The sequence below is a fragment of the Gemella sp. 27098_8_92 genome, assembly GCF_041433685.1.
Classification (GTDB): domain Bacteria; phylum Bacillota; class Bacilli; order Staphylococcales; family Gemellaceae; genus Gemella.
In genome coordinates this window covers 238,676-263,527 of sequence record NZ_JAPWBZ010000001.1, presented here as the reverse complement: position 1 = coordinate 263,527, position 24,852 = coordinate 238,676, and the positions used below count along the sequence as shown (strand labels likewise).

At 28.1% G+C, this 24,852-nt stretch carries 22 protein-coding genes and 1 other annotated feature; all 22 genes read left to right on the top strand.

Translation table 11 applies throughout. The features are described 5' to 3' along the window. Positions 1-73: 73 nt before the first annotated feature. Entirely contained in the window at positions 74-1,072 is a 999-nt protein-coding gene (locus O3802_RS01345; RefSeq protein WP_371457960.1) for a hypothetical protein, read from the top strand. Then, entirely contained in the window at positions 1,062-2,432 is a 1,371-nt protein-coding gene (locus O3802_RS01340) for a DnaD domain protein (RefSeq protein ID WP_276767762.1), read from the top strand. The genes O3802_RS01345 and O3802_RS01340 overlap by 11 nt, the downstream gene beginning before the upstream one ends. After that, entirely contained in the window at positions 2,432-3,316 is an 885-nt protein-coding gene (gene dnaI, locus O3802_RS01335) for a primosomal protein DnaI (protein ID WP_276767763.1), read from the top strand. The genes O3802_RS01340 and dnaI overlap by 1 nt, the downstream gene beginning before the upstream one ends. A 226-nt stretch (positions 3,317-3,542) precedes the next feature. After that, positions 3,543-3,974: a division/cell wall cluster transcriptional repressor MraZ gene (gene mraZ, locus O3802_RS01330; RefSeq protein ID WP_004631592.1), complete on the top strand. Its 432-nt coding sequence runs from the start codon at positions 3,543-3,545 to the stop codon at positions 3,972-3,974. A gap of 12 nt (positions 3,975-3,986) precedes the next feature. Then, positions 3,987-4,925 (top strand): 16S rRNA (cytosine(1402)-N(4))-methyltransferase RsmH, encoded by a 939-nt coding sequence (rsmH, locus tag O3802_RS01325; protein WP_371457959.1) that lies wholly within the window; start codon positions 3,987-3,989, stop codon positions 4,923-4,925. 10 nt (positions 4,926-4,935) lie between these two features. After that, the gene (locus O3802_RS01320; protein WP_004631594.1) at positions 4,936-5,262 is read left to right on the top strand and encodes a hypothetical protein; all 327 of its coding nucleotides are present in this window, start codon (positions 4,936-4,938) and stop codon (positions 5,260-5,262) included. 30 nt (positions 5,263-5,292) lie between these two features. Next, the gene (locus O3802_RS01315) at positions 5,293-7,461 is read left to right on the top strand and encodes a penicillin-binding transpeptidase domain-containing protein (RefSeq protein WP_371457958.1); all 2,169 of its coding nucleotides are present in this window, start codon (positions 5,293-5,295) and stop codon (positions 7,459-7,461) included. A gap of 9 nt (positions 7,462-7,470) precedes the next feature. Further along, positions 7,471-8,454 (top strand): phospho-N-acetylmuramoyl-pentapeptide-transferase, encoded by a 984-nt coding sequence (gene mraY / locus O3802_RS01310; protein ID WP_371457957.1) that lies wholly within the window; start codon positions 7,471-7,473, stop codon positions 8,452-8,454. A 1-nt stretch (position 8,455) separates the two neighbouring features. Continuing rightward, on the top strand, positions 8,456-9,796 hold the full coding sequence (gene murD, locus O3802_RS01305; protein WP_371457956.1) for a UDP-N-acetylmuramoyl-L-alanine--D-glutamate ligase: 1,341 nt from the start codon (positions 8,456-8,458) through the stop codon (positions 9,794-9,796). Between the two features lie 165 nt (positions 9,797-9,961). Continuing rightward, positions 9,962-10,747 carry a cell division protein FtsQ/DivIB gene (locus tag O3802_RS01300; protein ID WP_371457955.1) on the top strand — a complete coding sequence of 262 codons (786 nt, stop codon included), beginning with the start codon at positions 9,962-9,964 and terminating at the stop codon, positions 10,745-10,747. A 248-nt stretch (positions 10,748-10,995) separates the two neighbouring features. Continuing rightward, positions 10,996-12,378, top strand: a complete 1,383-nt coding sequence (ftsA, locus tag O3802_RS01295; RefSeq protein ID WP_371457954.1) for a cell division protein FtsA — start codon at positions 10,996-10,998, stop codon at positions 12,376-12,378. A 19-nt stretch (positions 12,379-12,397) separates the two neighbouring features. Next, positions 12,398-13,489: a cell division protein FtsZ gene (gene ftsZ / locus O3802_RS01290; protein ID WP_371457953.1), complete on the top strand. Its 1,092-nt coding sequence runs from the start codon at positions 12,398-12,400 to the stop codon at positions 13,487-13,489. Between the two features lie 153 nt (positions 13,490-13,642). Further along, positions 13,643-15,085: an amino acid permease gene (locus tag O3802_RS01285; RefSeq protein ID WP_371457952.1), complete on the top strand. Its 1,443-nt coding sequence runs from the start codon at positions 13,643-13,645 to the stop codon at positions 15,083-15,085. Positions 15,086-15,182: 97 nt separating this feature from the next. Beyond that, positions 15,183-15,809 carry a dephospho-CoA kinase gene (gene coaE, locus O3802_RS01280; RefSeq protein ID WP_371457951.1) on the top strand — a complete coding sequence of 209 codons (627 nt, stop codon included), beginning with the start codon at positions 15,183-15,185 and terminating at the stop codon, positions 15,807-15,809. Positions 15,810-15,813: 4 nt separating this feature from the next. Then, entirely contained in the window at positions 15,814-16,557 is a 744-nt protein-coding gene (locus O3802_RS01275) for an ABC transporter ATP-binding protein (RefSeq protein ID WP_371457950.1), read from the top strand. Further along, positions 16,550-17,815 carry an ABC transporter permease gene (locus O3802_RS01270; protein WP_371457949.1) on the top strand — a complete coding sequence of 422 codons (1,266 nt, stop codon included), beginning with the start codon at positions 16,550-16,552 and terminating at the stop codon, positions 17,813-17,815. Before O3802_RS01275 ends, O3802_RS01270 begins: the two co-directional genes overlap by 8 nt. A gap of 13 nt (positions 17,816-17,828) precedes the next feature. Further along, a complete protein-coding gene (locus O3802_RS01265; RefSeq protein WP_371457948.1) occupies positions 17,829-19,229 on the top strand; it encodes a protoporphyrinogen/coproporphyrinogen oxidase in 1,401 nt (466 codons plus the stop codon). A 29-nt stretch (positions 19,230-19,258) separates the two neighbouring features. Continuing rightward, positions 19,259-20,686 (top strand): leucyl aminopeptidase, encoded by a 1,428-nt coding sequence (locus O3802_RS01260; RefSeq protein ID WP_371457947.1) that lies wholly within the window; start codon positions 19,259-19,261, stop codon positions 20,684-20,686. A 207-nt stretch (positions 20,687-20,893) separates the two neighbouring features. Further along, entirely contained in the window at positions 20,894-21,574 is a 681-nt protein-coding gene (locus tag O3802_RS01255) for an energy-coupling factor transporter transmembrane component T (RefSeq protein ID WP_371457946.1), read from the top strand. After that, positions 21,574-22,974, top strand: coding sequence for an ABC transporter ATP-binding protein (locus O3802_RS01250; RefSeq protein WP_371457945.1), 1,401 nt, complete (start codon positions 21,574-21,576; stop codon positions 22,972-22,974). The genes O3802_RS01255 and O3802_RS01250 overlap by 1 nt, the downstream gene beginning before the upstream one ends. 3 nt (positions 22,975-22,977) lie before the next feature. After that, positions 22,978-23,553: an MptD family putative ECF transporter S component gene (locus O3802_RS01245; protein ID WP_371457944.1), complete on the top strand. Its 576-nt coding sequence runs from the start codon at positions 22,978-22,980 to the stop codon at positions 23,551-23,553. 53 nt (positions 23,554-23,606) lie between these two features. Continuing rightward, positions 23,607-23,804 (top strand) — a binding site (T-box leader). 212 nt (positions 23,805-24,016) lie between these two features. After that, on the top strand, positions 24,017-24,841 hold the full coding sequence (locus O3802_RS01240) for a transporter substrate-binding domain-containing protein (protein WP_371457943.1): 825 nt from the start codon (positions 24,017-24,019) through the stop codon (positions 24,839-24,841). Positions 24,842-24,852 lie beyond the last annotated feature (11 nt).

The following is a 24,852-nucleotide window of genomic DNA, read 5'->3' as shown; positions in this document are numbered from 1 at the left end:
AAGTAACTTACTTTTATTTTGATTTTATTGAAGAAATGGAGTATTATAATAATATACTTTAGGAGGGTTGGGAATGTTTTATTTGGAAGATGAAAAAACGCTAGTTTTAACTGGTGAAAATAAGAAAGATATATTAAATGCATTAAGAAAAATTAACTACGTTTCTAATGATAAAAATATTAAGGTTGCATATATTAAAATTTTAGCAAAAGTATTAGAATTTAATAAGGCAATAGAAATGTATTATCATTCACAAAATCCATCTTTTAATGAGGTTTTCAAAGAAAGATTAGAGAATTTAGATAATAGTCGCGAGGAATTTGCGAGAATAAAAGCAGAATTAAAAGGATCTTTTGATGACGAAAATTATGATAAAGATGTTGAAGAAGAATTCAATGATATTTTATTAAGAATAGAAGGAAGAACTGCTATTCTATTTGAAGATGAAGAAGAATATAGATTTAACAATTACTTGATTACACTAATTAATGATAAGAAATTGGAAGAATTTATCTGGTTAAATACATTATATAATATTTATAAAGAAGGTAAGAGTCTAAACTCTATAATAAAAGATTATTGTGAATTAAATGATATAGAGTTTGCTGATTTGTATAAAATTTATTTATTCGTTACAGACTATAATATAAATAAACTATTATTAAAGAATGAGTCAAAAATAATTAATAATGAGTATTTAGAGAACTTTGAATCATTCTTCAACTATATGTATGAGTTAATTGATGACCTTAGAACATTTGTGGCTAAAAAAGATAAGAAAAATATTTTAAGTTTTTCTACTAAAATAGATAGTTATACTAATGTAACAACACCATCTAAAGAAGAATTTTTGAGTAGTGTATATAAAGTATTTAATTTCTTAAGAACATTATATGAGAATGACAATGCTAAGTTGTTGTTAGATAATATTTATCCAATATTAGTAAAATCATTTTTTGCACCACTGAGAAATGATGATAAAATAAAATATGATTATAATCCTGAATTTATCTTTGCCTTAGAATATACTCAAATTATTATAGAAGTAATGGATGAAAATAATGAAAGATAAAGTATTTCAAAAAGATTTTTACTGCGTATATAATGATTATAATGTTTCCCTAAGAACAACTGAATTAAACTTACTATACTTACCTTTAGTAGGCTCTGATGCAGTCAAGTTATACCAATTTTTGGGAAGCAAAATGATTGGAGATACAAATTTATCAAAGAATTATTTACATTATGATATTTTTGATAATTTAGCATTAGATGTTAATAAATTTATAATCGCTCGTAAAAAATTAGAAGCTATTGGTTTATTACAATCATTTTATATAAATAATTCATCAGGGAAACAGTACGTTTATAAAATAAAAGAAGCACTAAGCTTCTTTGAATTTTTTAACACACCTATTTTGTGTCAATTATTAGAAAATACTATAGGAAATAGTGAATATAATGAAATAAAAACTTATTATTCTTTTGATAAGGTTAGTTTTAACAATTTTGAAGAATTAACCGTTAAATTTTCAGATATTTATAACTTGGAGAATTTAGATAGCTATGAATCTGGTTTTACCAAAACAGACTTAGCTTCTGGCCCGAATTTTGATGAATATTTCTTTGATTTTTCAAAGCTAAATTATTATTTAGCTAATAGTTATTTATCAGAAGTAATTGAGAAGAGTAATATTAAAAATAATATTTTAGGATTAGCGCATTTATATAAAGTAACACCTTCAGATATGGCAAAAGCAATAGAAAAAGTTGCTGATGTAAATGCTGGGGAGAGTACACTAAATGTAGAGAAGTTAAAAAATTATTTAACTCAGCTTTATGTAAATGTTAGAAAACAAGAAGTTCCAACTTTGGATAAGATGTTAAATAAAAAATTAGTAGAAGAAGAGAAAGAACAACTTACAGAAGAAGATAAATTTATACGAGAAGTAGACAATATAGATTATATAACCTATTTAAATAAGCAAAAAGGCTTAGTTTTATCTAATGTTGATGCAAGAAATATTACTGAGATTCAGGAAAAATATAACTTCCCAACAGGTGTTTTAAATATTTTGTTAGAGTATTCTATAAATACTAGTAATAGTTCAGGATTACCACACAAAAATTATATAGATAAAATTGCTAGTAGTTGGCAAAGTCAACGATTATTAGGAGCAAAAGATGCTATCGAATTTGTTAGAAAATCACGTAATATGAGGACTGTTAGAAAAAATGTTGATAAAACAGCATCAGTATGGAACTCAAATACTAATAGGAAAGTTTATAAGGCGCCTTTCCCAGAATATTTAAAACAACAGATGGAGAATATTTCTACAATAAAATCATCACAGAATCGTGTTGTTACTCAAGAAGACGAAGATGCGTATAATGAGATGATGAAAGAACTTACAAGGAAGAAGGACACATAATGAAAAAGTTATCTAGTGTTATGTCTATGAATACAGAGAATACTTATGAAAAATTTATATCTGAAAAAGTATTAAAAGATCCAGAAATTATAAAGTTTATTCAAGAAAATAATTTCACGCGTAAACATATAGAAGAGAATTTGGAAAAATTTTATCAATATTATATTTCAAAAGATTCCGACTTAAATATCGAACATAAACCTAAACTGATAATTGATGGAAAAAGAGTTAATATAGTATATTCGGAAACATATGAATATAAAAATAAAAAGCTAAGTCAGCAACTTAATAATAGAATCAAAACAGAATTTATACCTAAAAAAGTACTTACATATACATTTCAAAACTTATCAAAAAGTAAGGAAAAAGGGTATCTTGCAACTGAAATAATAAAGACATGTAAAAATATTTTAGATGGTCAAGCTAAAAAAGGAGTATATATATATGGCCCAACAGGGATGGGGAAAACTTATTTAATGGGCTGTATTTATAATTACCTAAAAGAACAAGGGAAAGAGCCCACTATCTTATATTATCCGGAATTTATAAGAAAGATAAAAAGTAAAATAAGTTCTAATAATTATGATCAATATATAGATTTAGTTAGAGCGGATGAAATTTTAATCATAGATGATATAGGAGCTGAAAATATTACTGAATTTATTCGTGATGAAGTTTTAGGCCCGATTATAAACTATAGAGAGGCAGAAAATTTACCAACATTTTTCTCATCAAACTTAAGTCTAGATGACTTAGCTGAATTGTTAGCTAACTCAAGAAATTCAGTTGATCAGACGAAATCTTTACGAATTATACAACGTATAAAATCTTTAAGCACTGTACACTTTTTGAATGGTGATAATGAGCGTGAATATAATAATTAAATATAGGTAAAAAATGTCGAATAACATGTAGTTATTCGACATTTTTTATTTTTAAGAGAGAAAACTATTAAATTTAGAATATGATTATAAAGCCTTATTTGATAAGGTTTTATAATCATAAAAATATATTTTTAAAAAAATAATAAAAAAAAACAATTATTTTTCTCAAAATAGTGGAAAAAAGTGGGGAAATGTGGTAAATTATAGAAGTAAGGTGGTGAAGGTAGTGTTTATTGGTCAATACAATAATAAAATGGATGCTAAAGGAAGACTTAGTATTCCAATAAAATTCAGAGATGAATTAGGTGAAAAATTTATTATAACAAGAGGTCTGGACTCTTGTTTATTTGGCTATTCACTACAAGAGTGGCAAAAAGTGGAAAGTAAAATAAAATCACTACCTATTACTAAGAAAAATGCACGTACTTTCCAACGTTTTTTCTTTTCAGGGGCTACGGAAGTAGAGATAGATAAACAAGGAAGAATAAATATTCCTAATGCTTTAATAGAACATGCATTTTTAAATAAAGAGTGTGTAGTAAATGGTTTATCTAATAGAATAGAAATTTGGGATAAAGCTCACTGGGAAGATCTTCTTCTTGAGAGTGAGGCTAGTGTTGAGGAAATAGCAGAAGAATTAGAAGATTTTGACTTTTAGGATGGATGAGAAATGTTTAAACATTACAGTGTATTATTAAACGAAGCTGTTGCTGGATTAAATATAAAAGAAAATGGTGTATACGTAGATTGCACTTTAGGTGGAGCAGGGCATAGTTTAGAAATTTTAAAACAATTAACTGATGGAAAGCTATATGCTTTTGATCAAGACAGCGTTGCGTTAGAAAATGCAAAAGATAAATTAAAAGATTATGCAGATAAGGTTGTCTTTATAAAATCTAATTTTAAAAACTTGAGAGAAAAGTTACTAGAGCACGGTGTTACAGAAGTAGATGGAGTGCTTTATGACTTGGGAGTATCTTCTCCACAATTAGACACACCAGAAAGAGGTTTTAGTTATAATTATGATACAAGACTAGATATGCGTATGGACATGGATGCAAAAATAAGTGCATACGAAATTGTAAATGAATATGATTATAACGAATTGGTTAAAATATTTTATCGTTATGGTGAAGAAAAATTTTCTAAGCAAATAGCAAGAAATGTAGAAAAGAAACGTTTAGAAAAACCAATAGAAACAACTTTTGAATTAGTGGATATAATAAAAGAATCTATACCAGCAGCTAAAAGAAGAACAGGTGGGCATCCTGCGAAAAGAGTTTTTCAAGCGATAAGAATAGCTGTAAATAATGAACTATCAGTTTTTGAAGATTCATTAGAGCAAGCAATAGACATTGTAAAAAAAGATGGAAGAATATCGGTTATTACTTTTCATTCACTAGAAGATAGAATATGCAAACAAATATTTAATTCATATGCAAAAAGAAAAGATATTCCTAAAAATCTTCCAATATTACCAGAAGAAAGTTTGGCTAAATTAAAAATTATAACAAGAAAACCAATTTATCCAACGGATAAAGAGTTAGAAGAAAATAATAGATCACGTAGTGCAAAATTACGTATAGCAGAAGTACAAATGAAAGAGTAGGAAAAGGCTAATGGCAACATTAAAAGTATATAGCAATGAATATGGAGTAAGAAAAGTTCAGGAAAAGGTAAAATTTAATTTTTTAGAAAAAGCAGGATATGGTGTTTTTGTAGGAGTTATTTTACTTGCTAACGTAGTTATGTTAAACTATAAAGGAGAACTTTATTCATTAAGAAGCGCTCAGCAAAAAAATGATGTAATAATTTCGGAAAAACAAAAAGATAATAATGAGCAAAAGGTTATTATAAATGATTTGTCTTCGTATGAAAGAGTTAAAAAAATAGCTGAGACTATGGGTATGAAAACTCAAAAAGACAATATAAAGGTAGTGAGATAATTGAAAAAACTTTTTAGGAAACTATTTACTTTGAAGTTTCTGGAAGACAGAAAAAGTTTAGAAAAAAAAGATTATATTTCAAGGGAAAGAACAAAAATAGTATTTCTTCTAATTTTTGTTTTTTTCTTTGTATGGGTAGTTACCATTAATATAGGCCAAATGATGCTTATTGGCACTGTTAGAGGTCAAAATCTGTCTGAACTTGCGGATAAGAAATATAAAATAGATACTAGTTTACAACCTAAAAGAGGAAAAATATTTGATAGAAATGGTAATATATTGGCAGACAATATAGAATCATATAAGCTTGTTGCTGTTGTATCTGATAAGGCTACAGAAGATGAAAAAAATCCTCGTCATGTAGTGGATGTAGACAAGACTGCTGACGAGCTATCTAATTTTATTAAATTAGATAAAAGTAAGATAAAAGAGATATTATTAAAACAGGGTGTTTACCAGGTAGAGTTTGGTACAGCTGGAAAAGATATAAGTATAGAGAATAAGAAAAAAATAGAAGCACTAAATTTACCAGGAATACAGTTTATAGCAACAACGAAGAGGTATTATCCAAATGGTAGTATGTTAGGGAACTTTTTAGGCTTTGCTCAAAATTCTCCAGATAGTGATTTAATAACAGGTCGTTTAGGAATAGAAAAAACATTTGATTACTATTTAAGAGGAAAAGAAGGTCATATAACATATGCAAAAGATGCATGGGGGAAAATAGTTTCTAATATTCCAAAAGTTGAAATTAACCCAGTTGATGGTGCAGATATTTACTTAACTATAGATAAAAATATTCAAGGATTTATAGATAATACTTTAAAAGATATCCATGATAAATATGAGCCGGAAAGTGCATTTGCAATAGCTGTAAGTGCTAAAACTGGAGAAATTTTAGGGTTAGGACAAACTCCAGCTTTTAATCCGAATACTCAAGAAAACTTGGAGAAAGCATGGGCGAATATATTCTATAATTCAGCGTATGAGCCTGGATCTACTCTAAAGACGTTCTCAATGTCATTAATGGTAGAAAATAATATTTATAATCCCAATGCATATTACAAATCTGGTTCATATAGAGTAGAAGACGCTACTATTTATGACTGGAATAAAACGGGATGGGGAACTATTACACAACGACACGGTTTCCAACAATCATCTAATACACTTATGCTTACTTTATTGGAAAGGTTAGGTAGAGAAAAATTAAAAACAGGATTAGAGAGTTTTGGATTTGGAAAAAGTACAAATTCTTTATATGGTAATGAGGCTACGGGTGACTTAGTATTTAATAATAAAGTATCAGCCTCAACTACGGTGTTCGGTCAAGGTAGTACGGTTACTGCTATGCAAATGGTTCAGGCAGAAACGGCTATTTTGAATGAAGGCCAAATGCTATTACCGTATTTTTTACAAAGAGTGCATGATAAAACATTAGATAAAGATGTTAATATAGGTAAAAAAACTGTTGTTGGAACACCAATTTCAAAAACAACAGTAGAAAAAATGAAAGAAGAACTTTATGGTGTTGTAAATGGGGAATGGGCCACAGGTGGTAAACGTTACTCTATAGAAAATTATAGTGTTTCTGGAAAAACAGGGACAGCCCAAGTCGTTGATCCGAAAACAGGAACATACTACAAGAGCCCATATAAAGTGTTACATTCATTTATAGGGTATGCTCCAAGTGAAAATCCTGAAGTGATTTTATATGTAGGAATGAAACTTCCAAATAAAAAACTTGCTGAAAGTTCTGCTAATGGGGCATCAGAGATATTTAAACCTATAATGCAAAATATATTAAATTACTTGAATGTTAAAAAAACAAGTAGTGATGAAAATCTTCAAAATTATATGATGGATAATTTCCAAGGGAAAAATATTAATGAAGTTATTTCAAAATTATCTACACAAACAAAAAATATAGTAGTTATAGGCTCGGGAGATGAAGTATTGGGACAATTTCCTTCTCAAGGTAATATATTGAAGAAAGATGATAAAGTATTTTTATTGAGTTCAAATGAAAATATGATATTGCCTAATTTTTTAGGATGGTCTAAAGCTGATGTTTTAAATTATGCTGAGTTAGCTGGTTTAAATATAGAAACCGAAGGAAATGGTTATGTAAAACAACAATCAGTACCAGCTAGAAGAATAGTGAAAAAAGGGGATAATATAAAAATAAAATTTAGTTAGGAGAACGAAATGGGTAATTCAAGTATAATAATTGCTATATCGTTATTGCTAGTGGCATTTTTGCTAACTGTAGTGATGCTACCGAAATTAATAAAATATTTACATTATCTTAAATTTGGTCAAGAAATAAGACAAGAAGGTCCACAGAGTCATATTCATAAAAAGGGTACTCCGACAATGGGAGGAATTTCATTTATCCTGGCAATTGTTGTGGCTCTTATAATAGCTATGTTTTTAAATAGCGAAAATATAAAATATTATTTATTATTCATTTATACGACAGTGTCATTTGCAATAATTGGTTATATAGATGATATGTTAATAGTTGTAAAAAAGAAAAATGATGGTTTATCACCAAGAAAAAAATTATTATTGCAAATAGTATTTTCATTAATATTTTATATTTTAGTATCATTAGTATATGATAATGTCAACTTTATAGAAATACCAATAATTAATTATCAGTTAAATATTTCTTATTTATATTTGTTATTTGTTATATTTTGGCAGACAGGATTTTCGAATGCAGTTAATTTAACAGATGGGCTAGATGGTCTAGCTACAAGTGTAACGATAATAACAACCAGTACATTTGCACTATTGGCGTATAAAGAAAATAATTTTCCAGTGTTAGTATTCTGTTTGGCTATTGTTGGTGCGCTATTAGGATTTTTATTATTTAACAAAAAGCCTGCAAAAATTTTTATGGGAGATACAGGTTCTCTTGCATTAGGTGGAATTTTAGCAGCTATATCAATAATATTACACAAAGAAATAGTATTTTTATTTATTGGACTAGTGTATATTTTAGAAACATTATCAGTAATTATTCAAGTAGCTTATTTTAAAAAGACAGGTAAGCGAATCTTTAAGATGTCACCATTACATCATCATTTTGAATTGACAGGATATGGTGAAGTGAAAACAGTATATATATTTGTGGCTATTGCATTAATATCATCAGCCATAGGGTATTTTATAGGGGTAATATAAAATGATTGATTTAGAAAATAAAAGAATATTAGTATTAGGTTTTGCAAGAAGTGGATATTCAACTGCAAAAATTTTAAAAAAACAGGGTTATAATGTTAAGTTAAATGCTTATGATGATTTAAGTGAGGATAAGAAAGCACAAGAATTAAGAGATTTAGGAATAGAAATAATTGACGGCGGGCATCCCCTTGAATTATTGGAGGAAGTGGACTTAATAGTAAAAAATCCAGGAATAAAATATCAAATAGAATTTCTACAAAAAGCATTAGAAAAAGGAATTGATATTATAACAGAAATAGAATTAGCCAATACGTTATTTTCTATTGATATGATTGCTATAACCGGAACTAATGGTAAAACAACCACAACACAAATGACTTATGATATATTGAAAAAAACTAATAAAGACGTATATCTAGCTGGGAATATTGGTTATCCAAGTATAGAAGTGGCATATAATCATCCTAAAGCACTAATTGTTACAGAAGTGTCATCATTTCAATTAGAGGGTACTAAATATTTTAAACCAAGTATAGCGGCGATAACTAACCTAGGAATAGGCCATTTAGATTATCATGGAAGTTTAGTAAACTATCAAAATGCTAAGAAAAAAATATATGTAAATCAAACCAAAGATGATTTCTTAATTATAAATATAAAAGAAAAAGAAAAGTATAATTTAGATAAAATTAAGGCTACTATAATTTTCTATGATACAAAAGAAAATATAAGCGCAGATGTATATATTAAAGAAAATATAGTAATGTTTAGAGAAACGGAGTTATTTGATAGTACAAAACTTAAACTACCAGGTATTCATAATGTTGAAAATGCAATAAATGCAGCTATTATTTCTTATTTAAAAGGTGTAAGTACAGATGCTATTCAACAAGTACTGTATAATTTTAGTGGAGTTAAGCATAGATTGCAATATGTAGGAGAATACAAAGGTGTAAAATATTACAATGACTCTAAAGCAACTAATCCAGTAGCAACAACAACCGCGTTATCAGGATTTGATAAAAATATTATCTTGATTTGCGGTGGAAAAGATAGAGGAATAGATTTTAAAGAGTTAATCCCATATCTAAGTAAAATAAAAGTTATGGTTGTAGTAGGAGAAAGTAAAGAATTATTATATAGTTTAGCAATTCAGCATAATGTAAAATGTTTTAAAGCCATAAAAGTTGCAGATGCTACTAAGTTAGCTAGCAGTTTAGCAGAAAACGGAGATACAGTGTTACTATCACCAGCCTGTGCATCATGGGATCAATATAAGTGTTTTGAAGATCGCGGTGACGAATTTATTACTATGTTTGAGAAAATTAGCAGTGGGGTTTAATCGCGTATGAATGAAAAGAACAAAAAACTGCTTTCGAAAATTAATAATGATAAGCGAAAAAGTTCATTGGAGAAAATAAAAAAGAAAAAAAGAAGAGAACTATTTTTAATATTATTTTTATTTTTTCTTGTACTTTCAAGTATTGGGTTTATGTTTAGTAGGTATGTGAAACTTAAAACAATTAATGTTTCTGGAGCAAACCAAATAACTAAAGAAGAAATTTTAGCAGCAGGTAATATAAATTCAAATTTAAAAACTTGGACTATCAAGGATGATGAAGTAAAAAATAATATTAAAAATAAGTATAATATTTTTAAAGATGTTAGTGTAAAAAGTACATTTCCTTCTAAAATTGAAATAAAAGTAGAAGAGTACAGACTTATTGCTAAAAATAAGAAAGCAGATGGTCAGTTAGACATAATTATGGAAAATGGGAAAATATACAATGGTGATGTTAGAAATAATTATAATCTGCCTATATTAGAAAATTTCAAAGAAGATGAAAATAAATTAAAAGAAGTTTACAAGAATCTATTGGAATTAAAACAGGAAATATTAATTCAGATATCAGAAATTATTAATGAAGATGATGGTAATCTTACAATTTATATGAATGATGGTCAAAAAATAAAGGTTTTAAGAGCAAATTTCTCAAACAAGCTTAATTATTATGACGAAATATCAAAATATATTGAGGATAAGAAAAACACGACATTAAACCTAATCAATGGAGCATATTTAGAAACGGCAAAAAGTGAAAAACAACGATCGCAAAATATAAAAAATATATTAGCTAGAAATGGATCAGACATTAATAATGGTGATAAAGAAAAATCACAAAATAAAGAAGGTAATTCTTCTAATGATAAAAATGTAACGCAAAATCGTTCAATTAGTCCACAAAACAATAATGGATTAACCAATCAAACAAATAAAAGAAGAAATACTTAGTAAAAATAATAAATTTAAATCTATTCAAAATTTTTAATCTTGAATAGATTTTTCCAGTAATTAGCAAGTAATGAGATGATATAGTAAATTTATGTTACAATTTAAAAATATTTTAATAAAATTTTAATTTTTTTAGCTTTTTTCATATTTTTTTTTTTAATTTTATGATATAATTTAGTATGTGTAAATAGAATTTTTTGTGTATTTACAATTTAACTATTAAAGATTTAAGATATTATAAGGAAGGAGTGTTTGACTTGAGTTCACAATTATATACTTCAATAGACTTAGGATCATCGAGTATAAAAGTGATTATAGCAGATGTAGTATATGAAAAATTGAATATACTAGGTGTAGGAATTGTAAAAACTACATCGATAAAACGAGGAAATATAATTGATGTGGAATCAGCATCTAGGGATATTCAAAAAGCGATTGATATTGCCAAAAGTGAAGCTAATAAAGATATAAGATCAGTATATGTAGCAGTTCCAAGTATACACACTCATATTAAGAAAAGTGTAGCAGAAATTAAGTTCGATACAAAACATGATATTGATGGTAGAGATATAGAGGAAGTAATAGAAGAAGCTAAAATTTTACCATTACCAAGGGAAAGAGAAGTAGTTCAGGTAATTCCAGATTACTATAGGTTAGATGATATTGAAAATATTAGAAAACCAAAAGGAATGACTGTACATAATACTTTTGAGATAACTGGGAATAGAGTTCTTACTTCTAAAACTCATTTACATACAATATATAAGAGTATAGAGAACTTAAGACTGGATTGTAATGAAACATTTTGTACGTCTCATGCATTAGGGGAACTTCTTTTGAATGATGAAGAAAAAGATTATGGTTCTGTTATAATTGATATAGGAGCAGGACTTACAACAGTGAGTTATTTCGAAGATGGGATTTTACAGTTATCGCAATCAATAGAGCTTGCTGGTGAAGATATAACAAGAACAATTTCAGATGTTTTGAATGTTCCTATGAAACGTGCAGAAGAAATAAAATTGACTCAAGGACATGCCTTTTATGATATGGCATCTTCTCAGGTAATTATTGAATTAGATAATTTAGAGCCAAATGAAGAACCATATACACAAAAAGAATTAGCAGATTATATTGAAGAAATAGTTGAAGAAATAATCTTACGTTCGTTTGATGTATTAAGAAAGTCAGGAATTAATAGGGTAAAAGGAAACGTAGTTTTAACAGGCGGAACTACCCAAATGCCAGGCGTTTTAGAGTTAGCAAAAGATATGTTAAGAAAAATGAATGTAAGAATTGGTTCTCCTAAAATAATTGGGGCCAACTCTCCGGAGTTATCAGTGGTAGTTGGAACACTAACAAGCAGCTATAAAATGGAATCGTTACTTGGTTATCAAGTAACAGAAGATATTCCTATAATAAAAAATACAAATTCAACTTTTGAAAATATTTCAACTGTAGAAGAAATCTCTGTAACAAATCAACCAACAGAAAGTTCAAGTACAGATGATAAAAATATTGAACATGATGATGAGAATAATTTTTACGAAGAAGACATAAAAGAAGAGAATGAAAAAGGACAAAATTTCTTTTCTAAACTTAGTAAGATGTATAATTCATTTTTTGAATAATAATAGGAGGAATTAAATAATGTTTGAAGAATTTGATCAATCAGCAGTAATTAAAGTAGTCGGTGTAGGTGGCGGTGGAGGAAATGCCGTTGACCGAATGAAAGAAAGTGGAATAAAAAATGTAGAGTTTATCGCAATTAATACAGATGCTCAAGCTTTAAAACGTTCTAAAGCAGATGTAAGAATTCAAATTGGAGAGAAGCTAACAAAAGGATTGGGTGCAGGTGCCAATCCTGAAGTAGGACGCAAAGCTGCAGAAGAAACAAAAGACAAAATTGAAGCTGCTTTAGAAGGAGCAGATATGGTCTTTGTAACTTCTGGTATGGGAGGAGGAACAGGTACTGGAGCTGCTCCAATCGTAGCAAGTATTGCAAAAGAGTTAGGAGCATTAACAGTAGGTGTTGTAACTCGTCCGTTTAATTTTGAAGGTAAAAAACGCCAAGTTCAATCTACAGCAGGAATTAATTCACTTAAAGGTGCAGTAGATACTCTTATTGTAATCCCTAATGATAGATTATTAGACATCGTAGATAAATCTACTCCAATGATGCAAGCATTTGTTGAAGCGGATAATGTATTACGTCAAGGTGTTCAAGGTATATCTGATTTAATTAATGTATCAGGAACAGTAAATCTTGACTTTGCAGATGTAAAAGCTATTATGGCAGACCAAGGTTCTGCATTAATGGGAATTGGTGTAGCGACTGGTGAAAATAGAGCGATTGAAGCTGCTAAAAAAGCAATTTCATCACCATTATTAGAAACTTCTATCGTAGGTGCAAAAGGCGTATTATTAAACATTACTGGTGGACCGTCATTAAGTTTATTTGAAGCACAAGCAGCAGCAAGTATTGTCCAAGAAGCTAGCGATGACGAAGTAAATATGATTTTTGGTACAGTATTTAATGAAGATTTAGAAAAAACAGATGAAATTATTGTAACAGTAATTGCTACTGGTTTTGAAGAGGACGGTGTTAGTGTAGAACGAGATATTTTAGCACAACGTCCAACACAACCAGAAGCTAGTTCATTTACAAGTGGATACGGTAAAAATGAAGTAGAACAAGAAATGTATCCTCGTCCAAGAAGAAGAACTAGAAGAGAAATATAATAAATACTAAGGGCGATTTCTAATAAGGGAATCGTCTTTTTTTATTTATAGTATTATAATAAAAATGAACTTAGGTTTTCTAGAAACAATTTACAAAAATAGAAAATCTTAGTATAATCGATTGTAAAATATTTTATAGAAAGGATGGACAGAATGACAAATAAAAAAATGGAAAGGAAACTACAAGCTCGACACATAACTATGATAGCCATTGGTGGTTGTATAGGAACTGGTTTATTTATGGCTAGTGGAGCTGTAGTTAGTAAAGCGGGATCTTATGGAGCTGTATTTACCTATGGATTAATTGGTGTAATTATTTACTTTTTAATGGCATCGATAGGAGAACTTGCAACATTTTATCCTGTCTCTGGTTCATTTGGATCTTATGCAACAAGATTTATTGATCCAGGGTTAGGTTTTGGAATAGGATGGTTGTATTGGATCTTATGGATTTTAGTATCAAGCGTAGATATAATTACGTTATCAAAAATTTTGCACTACTGGGAATTTTTTAGACAATTTTCTACATTTTATATCTGTATGTTTTTCTTAGTATTATTATATATCTTAAATGTAGTAAGTGTAAAAGTTTTTGGTGAGATAGAATATTGGATAACTATAATAAAAGTGTTAACAGTGATTGTCTTTCTTATAGTTGGAGCGGCAATTATTTTCGGAATAACTAACAATACTGATGCGGGGATAACAACTTTTATAAAAAATGGAGAAAAAACCTCTACAGCAGGTCTTTTAGGATTGTTTGGAATTTTTTCAACAGCAGCATTTTCTTTTGGTGGAACAGAGATAGTTGCAGTAACGGCAGGAGAATCACCTAACCCTAAAGAAACTATGCCTAAAGCGGTAAAGCAAGTATTTTGGAGGATTTTAATTTTTTATATTGCTACTATGTTTATCATTTCATCTATAGTTTCTGCAGATGATTCTAGGTTATTAGATACTAATAATGTTACAGCATCTCCATTTACTATTGTTTTTCAAAATATTGGATTAGGGATAGCAGCGGTTATTATGAATATAGTAATACTAACTTCAGTACTATCAGCTGCGAATTCAGGGTTGTATGTTTCTAGTAGACAGTTATTTTCATTGAGTTTGAGTAATTATGGACCAAAGTCGTTTAAAAAATTAAATTCAAATTCGATTCCAACAATAGCCTTATCATTTTCAGTAGTATTTATGATATTATGCTTTATTTTTGAAAAATTCAATCCTAAAGGTTATTATATGCTTCTTTCTATGGTAGGAATTGTTGTAATGATTATTTGGATGGTATCGTTAATTTCACAAATTCGCTTGAGAAAAGCAATAATTAGACAAGGGAAAAAAGCAGAAGATGTGCTGCCTTATACAGCAAAAACAGGGGTAGTTGGTTCGTATATAGCTTTAATTTCTTTTGGTATAATTACAATTTTACAGTTAGTATCTGATTATTTGACAGGTGGTATTGTTCAAATGTCATATAATTTAGTTTGCCCAGTAATATGTTTAATTTTATACATATCGTTTAAATTGGTTACTAAAAGAAAGTTTGTTAAATTAGAAGAAATGGATATTGACCCATACAGTGAGAAATAATTAGAAGAGATAACAAGAATAAAATTTCTTGTTATCTTTTTTTAAAAGAAATAATTAGTTTATACACTTCTAAATATATAGAAAATAAGAAAACTTTGTGATAAAATTATATTTAAGTGATTTTATGGAGATGATGATTTTGATTATAGGAATTACTGGAAGTATAGCATGTGGAAAAAGTCTAGTATCTAACTATTTGCAAGAAAAGGGTTATACAATTATAGATGCAGATAAAATAGGGCATATGGCACTAGAGAATGATGAAGTAAAAAAACAACTTGTCAATAAATTTGGAAAGTCAATACTAAAAGATAATGAAGTAAATAGAGTAACTTTAGGAAAATTAGTATTCGAAAATAATGAAAATTTAAAAGAGTTAAACAATATAATTCATCCTCAAATTAGAAAAAATATTTCAGAACAAATACAAGTGCATAAAAATGAGAAATTAGTCTTTGTAGATGTTCCTTTATTGTTTGAAGCAAAATTTGATGATTTAGTAGAAAAAATTATTGTTGTATCTTTAGATGAGAAAATTCAACTAGAAAGACTTATGAACAGAAATTCTTTATCAAAAGAAGAGGCATTACAAAGAATAAAAAGTCAAATACCAGTCCGAGAAAAAGAAAAACTGGGAGATTATGTTGTAGATAATAGTTTCACTCAAGAAAATACTTATAACCAAGTAGATAGAATTTTAGAAAAATTAAAACTAGGAGAATAGTAAAATGACACAAGTGTTGAAAATAGAAAATCTTAGTGGTGGGTACAACCGTAAAAAGATTATAGAAAATATTAATATAGAGATTCCTAAAGGAAGTATCACTGCTTTAATAGGTTTAAATGGAGCAGGGAAGAGCACAACAATTAAACATATTTTAGGTTTATTACACCCTATGGATGGTATGATAAAAGTCAATGGGATTACAATTACAGAAGATAATGAAAAATATAGAAAAAGTATTAGTTATATTCCAGAATCACCAGTTTTATATGATGAATTAACTTTGGAAGAACACATAAATTTAACAGCTATGGCATATGGTTTAAATATGAAAGAAGCATGGGAAAAAGCTGATGTTTTATTGAAACTATTTAAATTAAGTGATAAAAAGAAATTTTTTCCTGTTCATTTTTCAAAAGGGATGAAACAGAAAGTTATGATAATCTGTTCCTTCCTTGTAGAACCTAACTTATACATAATAGATGAGCCATTTTTGGGATTAGATCCAATAGCAATTAATGATTTAATTAATTTAATGTGCGAGAAACGAGATAGTGGAGCAAGTATATTAATGTCTACTCATATTCTAGCTACAGCTGAAAAGTATTGTGATAATTTTATTATAATTCATGAAGGTAAAATATTGGCTAGTGGTAAATTATCAGATTTGAGAAAAGAGTTTAATATGCCAGAGGCATCTTTAGATGAAATTTATCTAGCGCTGACTACGAGAGGTCAAGATGAGTAATATAAAAAATATTTTTGATGATAGAAGAAGAAGAGAACGTGAAACAAGAGTAACATATAGTAAATATATTTTTAATTCGCATTTAGTTATGTTTCTTATTATAGTTTTAGGAGCGGGATTAATTAATTATTCAAGATGGCTAGAAAATGCTAGTAAGCTAGAGATGAAGACCGTTTTTATTGCAACATCAGCAATATTCAGTTATTTTTTAGTATCGTTGAAGGTGAAAACTTTTATAAAAGAAGCTGATGGGGTATTTTTACTTCCATTAGAAAAATATTATGGTAAAGTAGCGTTAAAAACAGGAATAATATTAACGACTATTCACTTATTTTTCGTAATTATATTTTATTTTATAATTAAGCCGTTATTAGCTCATATAGGTGGATTTAGTGAAGTGACAGAGTTTACTGGAATCGTAGGAGTTCAATTCTTAATGCTTATTGTAGGAGTAATGATGAATGTGTTCTATAGATTAGCTGAAGCTATTTATTTTGAGAAGAAGTTTTTCATGAAAATTTTATTATTCATGAATATATTTGTTTCAATATTAGTAGTGTTTGGTAAATATAACTATTTAGAATATGCTACTTTTGTTATTTTAATAATTATATCAATAATTATTGTAAAAAATCATAGTAATGCGAAAAAGGCTTTACTGTTAAATAATAGCATGGGTTATGCATTAAAATGGAATGAAGCAGCAGAATATGATAAACATAGAGAAGAAAATTATCTTAAGTTTGTTAGTATGTTTGTTGATGTTCCATTAAGCGGTATAAAAGTTGCTCGCAGAAAATATTTTGATATATTGCTACCAAAACTAACCGAACAAAACTTCACAATGGAAAATAGTTTTAAATATTATTACTATCGTGTATTTTTACGCCAAGAAAATACAGTATTTCTGGCATTGAGATTGATGTTGATAGCAGGAATTATTATATATAGCTTTAACAATATATATGTGAATTTAGTTGTAATTACATCATATAGTTACCTAACTATTATTCAGCTTATTCCATTATATAAACAAATAAGTAATAATATTTGGCATAGTATATTGCCAGTTAGTGAGGATATAAAAACTAAAAGTTTTAAGAATTTATTAACGGCAGTTATTCTAATAACGACATTTATACTAATGTTGTTAAGTATAGTAGTTGGTAAGTTTAATTATTTAACAATAGGTATGAATATATTATCGTTTATATTGGCGAACCTATTGGTGAGGGTATTTATAGTTAAAGTTAGATAGAAGAGGTGATAATATGAAAAGTATCGCAATAATTGGAGGAGACTTATCAGGGGTGAGTTGTGCATATTTTCTTGATAAGTTTTCAGGAGCTAACTCTAAAAAGTTTAATATAGATTTAATTGAAAAAGATTTGGAATTTGCAAATGATAAATTTGGGAAATTTCAATATGGGCAGGAAATATATGATAATGGTTGGCATAATTCTATAAATGAACAAGGTGTGTTATTTTACTTAATGATTGAGCTTGGATTGCATAGGTACTTAATACAAAGTGGAGTAACTAAGAAAGTATTTTACACAAAAGAAGGGATAAAATATTTGCCGGACAAGATGTTATATGGATATCCACTTGATAAAAAGGAGATGTTATTATCTGATATATTTGTATTTAAAGAGAAGCTATCTATTTTATATAATATGTATAATACATTAGAAGATGAGAATGTAGAAAAGCTGACAGTAGAAGAATTTTTTAAAGCTAATATAAATGAAAATATCTATGTAAAACTAATAGAGCCATTACTAACAAGTCATTATGGTAGTGATGTCTCTAAACAGAACATGGTTAGCCTAATGCCAGAATTATCATTTCTTACTATTCAAAAAGAGGATATTAATAAAATCTTAGAAGATATGTATAATAGGAAAGTTATTGATAATATAACTGTAGGTAGAGAGTATAGATTAAAGTTTACTTTAAAATCTTTCATAGAAACATTAGAATCTAACTTTTCGGGAAAAGTATTTCTAGAATTTAACAGAAATGTAGAGAAGATAGAGAAAAAAGGTGAAAAGTATTTAGTATATTCTAATGGAAGTATTTATCAATACGATTATTTGATATTAACATTAAATCAAAAAAATTTTCTGCCTTGGTTTTCTAAAGATGAAACAATAAAAGATTTTTTTGAAGATATGACTTATGTATCGAATATTGTTTTAACTTTCGTTTATCGACGAGATGAATTGCATATAAATAGGGAAATAGGTGAAATTATTTTTCCAAAAGATGAGAGCGAGTATTTAACTAAATTGGAATATATAAGTAATAAGTGGATTGATGTGAAAATGAGCGGCATTCAGATAGTTAGAGCTTATATAAATCGTCAAGAAGTAGTAAAAAAACTTTTGAAAAAAACAGATAAAGAGATACAAAATATTGTTGAAGAGGAAATTCGTAGAGTGCATGGCTATGTAGGAAAACCCGAGCGATGTTATGTAAGTAAAGTGGAAGATAATTATAGAATTGGTTGTGAAAAATATAATGAAAAAATTAATATGTTATCGAATTATTTGGCTGAAGAGTATCCTAATTTATACATAATAGGAAAATCTAAAAAGGCAATTAATCTTGAGAATACAATTTTAGAAGCCAAGGAAACGGCAAAAGAAATTCTAGAGAGTATCAAATAAAATATTATAATCTAGCACATGAGGTAAAAATGATGAAATTTAATTTTAATAAATTTAATGGGACTAAAGTAACTGTAATTTTTGAAAATATAAAGTACAATAATGAATTGTTAGCTTATGTAAAAGATAAAAAATTATTTGGTGGAAAATTAAACGAAATTTATTGCAATTTACCATTTAATGACGAAAAAGAAATTTTAGTAGGTTTTGGGAAAAAAGAAGATTTATTAGAAGATAATATAAGAAAAGTATTTTTCTCATTAGGAAAAGAATTAATAAAATTCAAGGAACAAGAAGTATTGTTACAACTTCCAAAACTAGACAATATTGAAACCAGTTCTCTAGTAAAAGCGATGGTAGAGGGATTCTTGCATTCTACATACAAATTTGATAAATATAAAAGTGACAGAAAAGATTATCCAGAGATAACTATTAATTTAATAACTGAAGAAGACTCATCACTATTGGAATCATGTGTAAAAGAGGCACAAGATGTTATTAATGGTATCTTCTTTGCAAGGGATTTAGTGAATGAAAGGGCAGAATATTTGTACCCAGAAAGTTTAGCAAATATAGCTAAAAATGAATTAACCAAACTAGGTGTAGAAGTAGAAATTTATGATGAAAAACAATGTGAAGAATTGGGACTAAAAGGTCTTTTGGCAGTAGGCCGAGCATCAACAAGAAAACCTCGTTTTATTGTTATGAAGTATATAAATGATAAAACAAGTGATGAAGTTATTGGCCTAATAGGAAAAGGTGTAACATATGATACTGGTGGTTATTCAATAAAACAAACAGCTAATAGTATGGATATTATGCACTGTGATATGGGTGGAGCTGGAACTGTATTAGGAACCATGAAACTAATTGCAACAAGAAAACTAGAAACAAATGTTATTGGAATTGTTGGTGCATGTGAAAATATGATTTCAGGAAATTCATACAAACCAGGTGATATTATTTCGACCTTGTCAGGAAAAACTGTTGAGGTAATGAATACAGATGCTGAGGGGCGTATTACATTAGCTGATTCAGTTTACTTTGCTACAGAAAAATTAAAAGTAAGCAAAGTAATAGATTTAGCTACTCTAACAGGAGCATGCTTAGTAGCACTTGGAGAATTTTATACAGGCGCAGTAACTAATAATCAAAACTTTTTTAACGAATTATTTAGAGCATCAAAAATTGCTGGGGAAAGAATATGGCAAATGCCGGTTGATGATAGTTTTAGAAAGTTAAATAATTCGTCAGTTGCAGATGTGAAAAACACGGGTGGCCGTTTAGGTGGAACAATTACTGCCGGTTTATTTATAGAAAATTTTGTAGCTAATAATACACCATGGATTCACTTAGACGTAGCAGGTACTGCTTATCTTTCTAAGCCAGAAGGGTATTTACCAAAGGGTGCAACAGGTATACATGTTAAAACATTATATAATTTAATAAATAAATAAAATATTATAAAGTTCAAGGATATAAAATGTTATATTCTTGAACTTTTTTATATGTAATACTATAGATTTGATAGTAATTATACTGTATTTTTTTAAATAGTTAAGAAAATATATACTAATAAAAAATTAAAGACTGTTATCAGTAATTGACATTGATAATTATTATTGATAAGATAAATATAAATAGAAAGCAGTAAGGAGGTTGTAATGATAAAATTAAATCCATTAACTCTGGTAATATTAAATATTTTATTCCCAGTGGTAATCTTTTTGGGAAAGGGTGTGATTTATGAAACAATTTGTCTATTGATTGCAGTTGCAGTTTTAATCATATATAAACGCTACTTACAAATATTAAAATTTGTAATAGGGTATTTAATATTTTTATCGTTAGCATATTTACTATCAATAAGTAATGTAATTTTGATAGCAGACTTGTTTGGTACATTAGTTTATATTATTCTTAGGATGATTCCAGTTATGATGATAGCTTATATTTTAGTGAAAGACATAAAAAGTAATGAGTTATTGTCTGCATTTGAACAAATTCATTTACCTAAAAAAATTATGTTGAGTATCACGGTGGCGTTAAGATTTTTTCCAACATATAAATTGGAAATAAAGATGATTAGAGAATCGCTAAAAATGAGAAATATTAATTTAAGTATTAAACAACCATTAAAGTTCTTAGAGTATTGGTTAGTGCCTGTTCTTATGAGAATAAATCTTATCGCAGAGGAAATGACAGCAACAGCTATGACAAAAGGAGTGGAATCGCCTATGAGAAGAACATCATTTTATAATGTTAAAATGAGAGCGGTGGACTGGATTTTCTTAACTGTTATCTTAATAATTTTTATATTACTATTAATGGGGAGAGTTAAATAATGTTAGAATTTAGAAATGTTTCCTTTACTTATGAAAATTCAGAAGAGAGAGTATTGGATAATGTAAGTTTTAGAATTAATAAGGGTGAATGTGTCTTATTAACAGGAGTATCTGGTAGTGGTAAGTCGACTATTGTTCATTTAATAAATGGCTTAATACCAACCTTATATGAGGGTGAATTAAGTGGAGAAATATTTTATAATGCTACTAATTTACGTAGTATAAATACATACGATATAGCTAAAGATATAGGTTATGTTAGTCAAGATCCAAGGGGACATTTTTTTACAACAAATACAACAAGTGAACTTGTATTTGCAATGGAAAATTTTGGGATACCTTTAGAAAAAATGAAAAAAAGGTACAGTGCCATTGTAGAATTATTAGAATTAGAAGAAATAGTTAATAAGAATATTTTATATATTTCAAGTGGAGAGCGACAAAAAATAGCTATTGGATGCAGTTTGACATTAATGCCAAAAGTAATAATACTAGATGAGCCATCATCTAACTTAGATTTTCACATGACCAAAAAATTAACAATATTGATAGAAAAATTAAAAAATAAGGGTTATACAATAATTATTGCAGAGCACAGAATACATTATATTCAAAAGTTGATAGATAAAGTGTTAATTGTAGATAAAGGTATAGTTAAGGAAGTAACAATTACTGATTTAAAAAATAGTACAGAGCTACCTTTAAGAAGTTTAGATATTTTTAATTTGCCATTAGAAAATATTAGTGATAAAAGTGGTAATATGCTATTGCAGCTTGATAATGTAAGTTATTCAAATATATTATCACAAATTTCAACAACAATAAATAAAGGTGATATAATTGGACTAATTGGAAGTAATGGCGCAGGAAAAACAACATTATTAAGATTGCTTACCGATATAATAAGACCATCTAATGGGAAGATTATAAATACTGTTAAGCCATTTTTGGTAATGCAAGATATGGATTATCAGTTTTTTACTGAATCAGTTTTAAGTGAAATGCGCTTTGGAAATGAAGAAGTTGAAAGTGATAGAATTAATAATTTATTAGAAGAAATAGGATTAGATCAATTTAAAAATAAGATCCCTTTTGAGTTATCAGGTGGTCAAAAACAAAGATTACTTATTGCTATAGCAGCATTATCTAATGTGAACTTGTTAATGTTTGATGAACCAACAAGTGGCTTAGACTATATAAATATGAATAAGGTCAGTAATATATTAAAGAATCTATCTAGAGAAAATGCGCTAATAATAGCTACACATGATATAGAGTTTTTATATAAAACATGTAACAGAATAATATATTTAGAAAATAAGAAGATAAAAAAGGACTTTTATTTAGATAACAAAAATAAATCAGAAGTTCAGGAAATTTTTATGAATATGGGGGAATAAAACATGACATTAAAAACAAAAGATTATATTTTTTTAGGAATGGCAACAGTATTGTCGTTAGTAGTTTATATGATAGCAATGGCTATCTCAAGTTTATTAGGAACATTTGGTCACAGTATCTCTCCAGGGTTTTGGGGATTATTAGCAGGAATAATATTCGTATATATTTGTTATAATTACCAAAAATTTGGTATATTCACTGTTTTTATAGTTATACATATGATTATATTTTCAGTAATGGGGGGAGCATATTTACCATGGTGGATATCTTCAATAACAGGAGCGCTTTTAGCAGATATTGTATTAAGAATATTTGGTTATGATAATGTTGTTTCTCAATGTGTTGCACTAAGTTTAATAACTATAGGAAGTGCATGTGGAGCATGGATACCAATAATATTCTTTGTTGATTCATATAAAAGTAATTGGATAGCAAGAGGTCAATCGGCCGAAGCAATGGATGCTTCTATAAAATATGGGTCAGGTTCATGGTTGATTCTTGGTGTAATTTGTATAATAGCTTTAAGTTGTATAGGGGTATTAATAGCTAGAAAAATTTTAAAAAAATATAAAAAATAATAATTTTTTACTTGACAAGTAATTAGTAAGGGTGTAAAATAATTAACAATAAAACAAAAACTTTAGAAAAGAATAGTAATTTTGAAAAAAATTTTTAGCGAGCCAGCGAGGGTGAAAGGTTGGTAATTAGTTTCTTAATGAACGCACTTTTTAGTTAATTATGAAAATAATTGGTTACTCCGCCTTAAAGAGTTCGAGTGGGTATAATTATACCAAAAAAAGTGGCAACGCGGATATTATTCGTCTTTTTACAATTCATAATGGATTGTAAAAAGACTTTTTTATTTAGTTGTAACTTTTATATCTATATAGACAAAATTTGAGTATAATAATATCAAAAAGAGTGGTACCGCGAAAATTCGTCTCTTTATAGTTAAATAATAAATTTGACTATAAAGAGATTTTTCTTTATTATTACTATAGTTTTCTAGAGATAAAAAATAATTTTAAAGGAGACAAAAAAATGAAAAAATTATTACTATTTATGACTGCAATGATTGCAGCAATTACATTAACAGCTTGTTCAGGGGCAAAAACAACTAAAACAAAGGTGGATGAAATTAAAGAAAAAGGGAAAATTGTCTTAGGGGTTTCACCGGATTATCCACCATATGAGTTTACAACTACAGAAAATGGTCAAAAGAAAGTAGTTGGAGCGGATATTTATCTAGCTCAAGAGATAGCTAAGAAACTGGGGGTAGAAGTAGAGATTCAAGAAATGGCTTTTGATTCATTAATTGCAGCAGTAAATGCAAACAAAGTTGATATGGTTATTTCTGGAGTAAATCCTACTGAAGAAAGAAAAAAAGCAGTAGATTTCTCTGATATATATTACACAGGTAAAGGTATTTTTGTAGTTAATAAAGATTCTGCTGAAATTAAATCTGTTGCAGATTTAAAAGGAAAAAAAGTAGGGGTTCAAAAAGGTTCTACATATGAAACATATGCTAAAGAACAATTAAAAATTGAAGATAAAAATTTACAATCTTTAACAGACGTACCAAGCTTACTACAAGATTTAAAAAATAAAAAAATTGATGTAGTACTAATTCCAGATGATGTAGCAAAAATTGCCATTAACAAATATAATGATATTAAAATTAGTACATTTAGTGCAGAAAATGATCCAGAAGCAACTGGTATGGCAATAGTATTTAAAAAATCAAAAGATGGCAGCAATAAAGCTTTATTAGAGCAGGTCAATGCTGTTATTAAAGAAATTAAAGAGAAAAATTTATTTGAAAAAGAATTAGATAAATATGCAAAACTTGCTGCTGCAAGTGAATAGAAAGAGGTAAA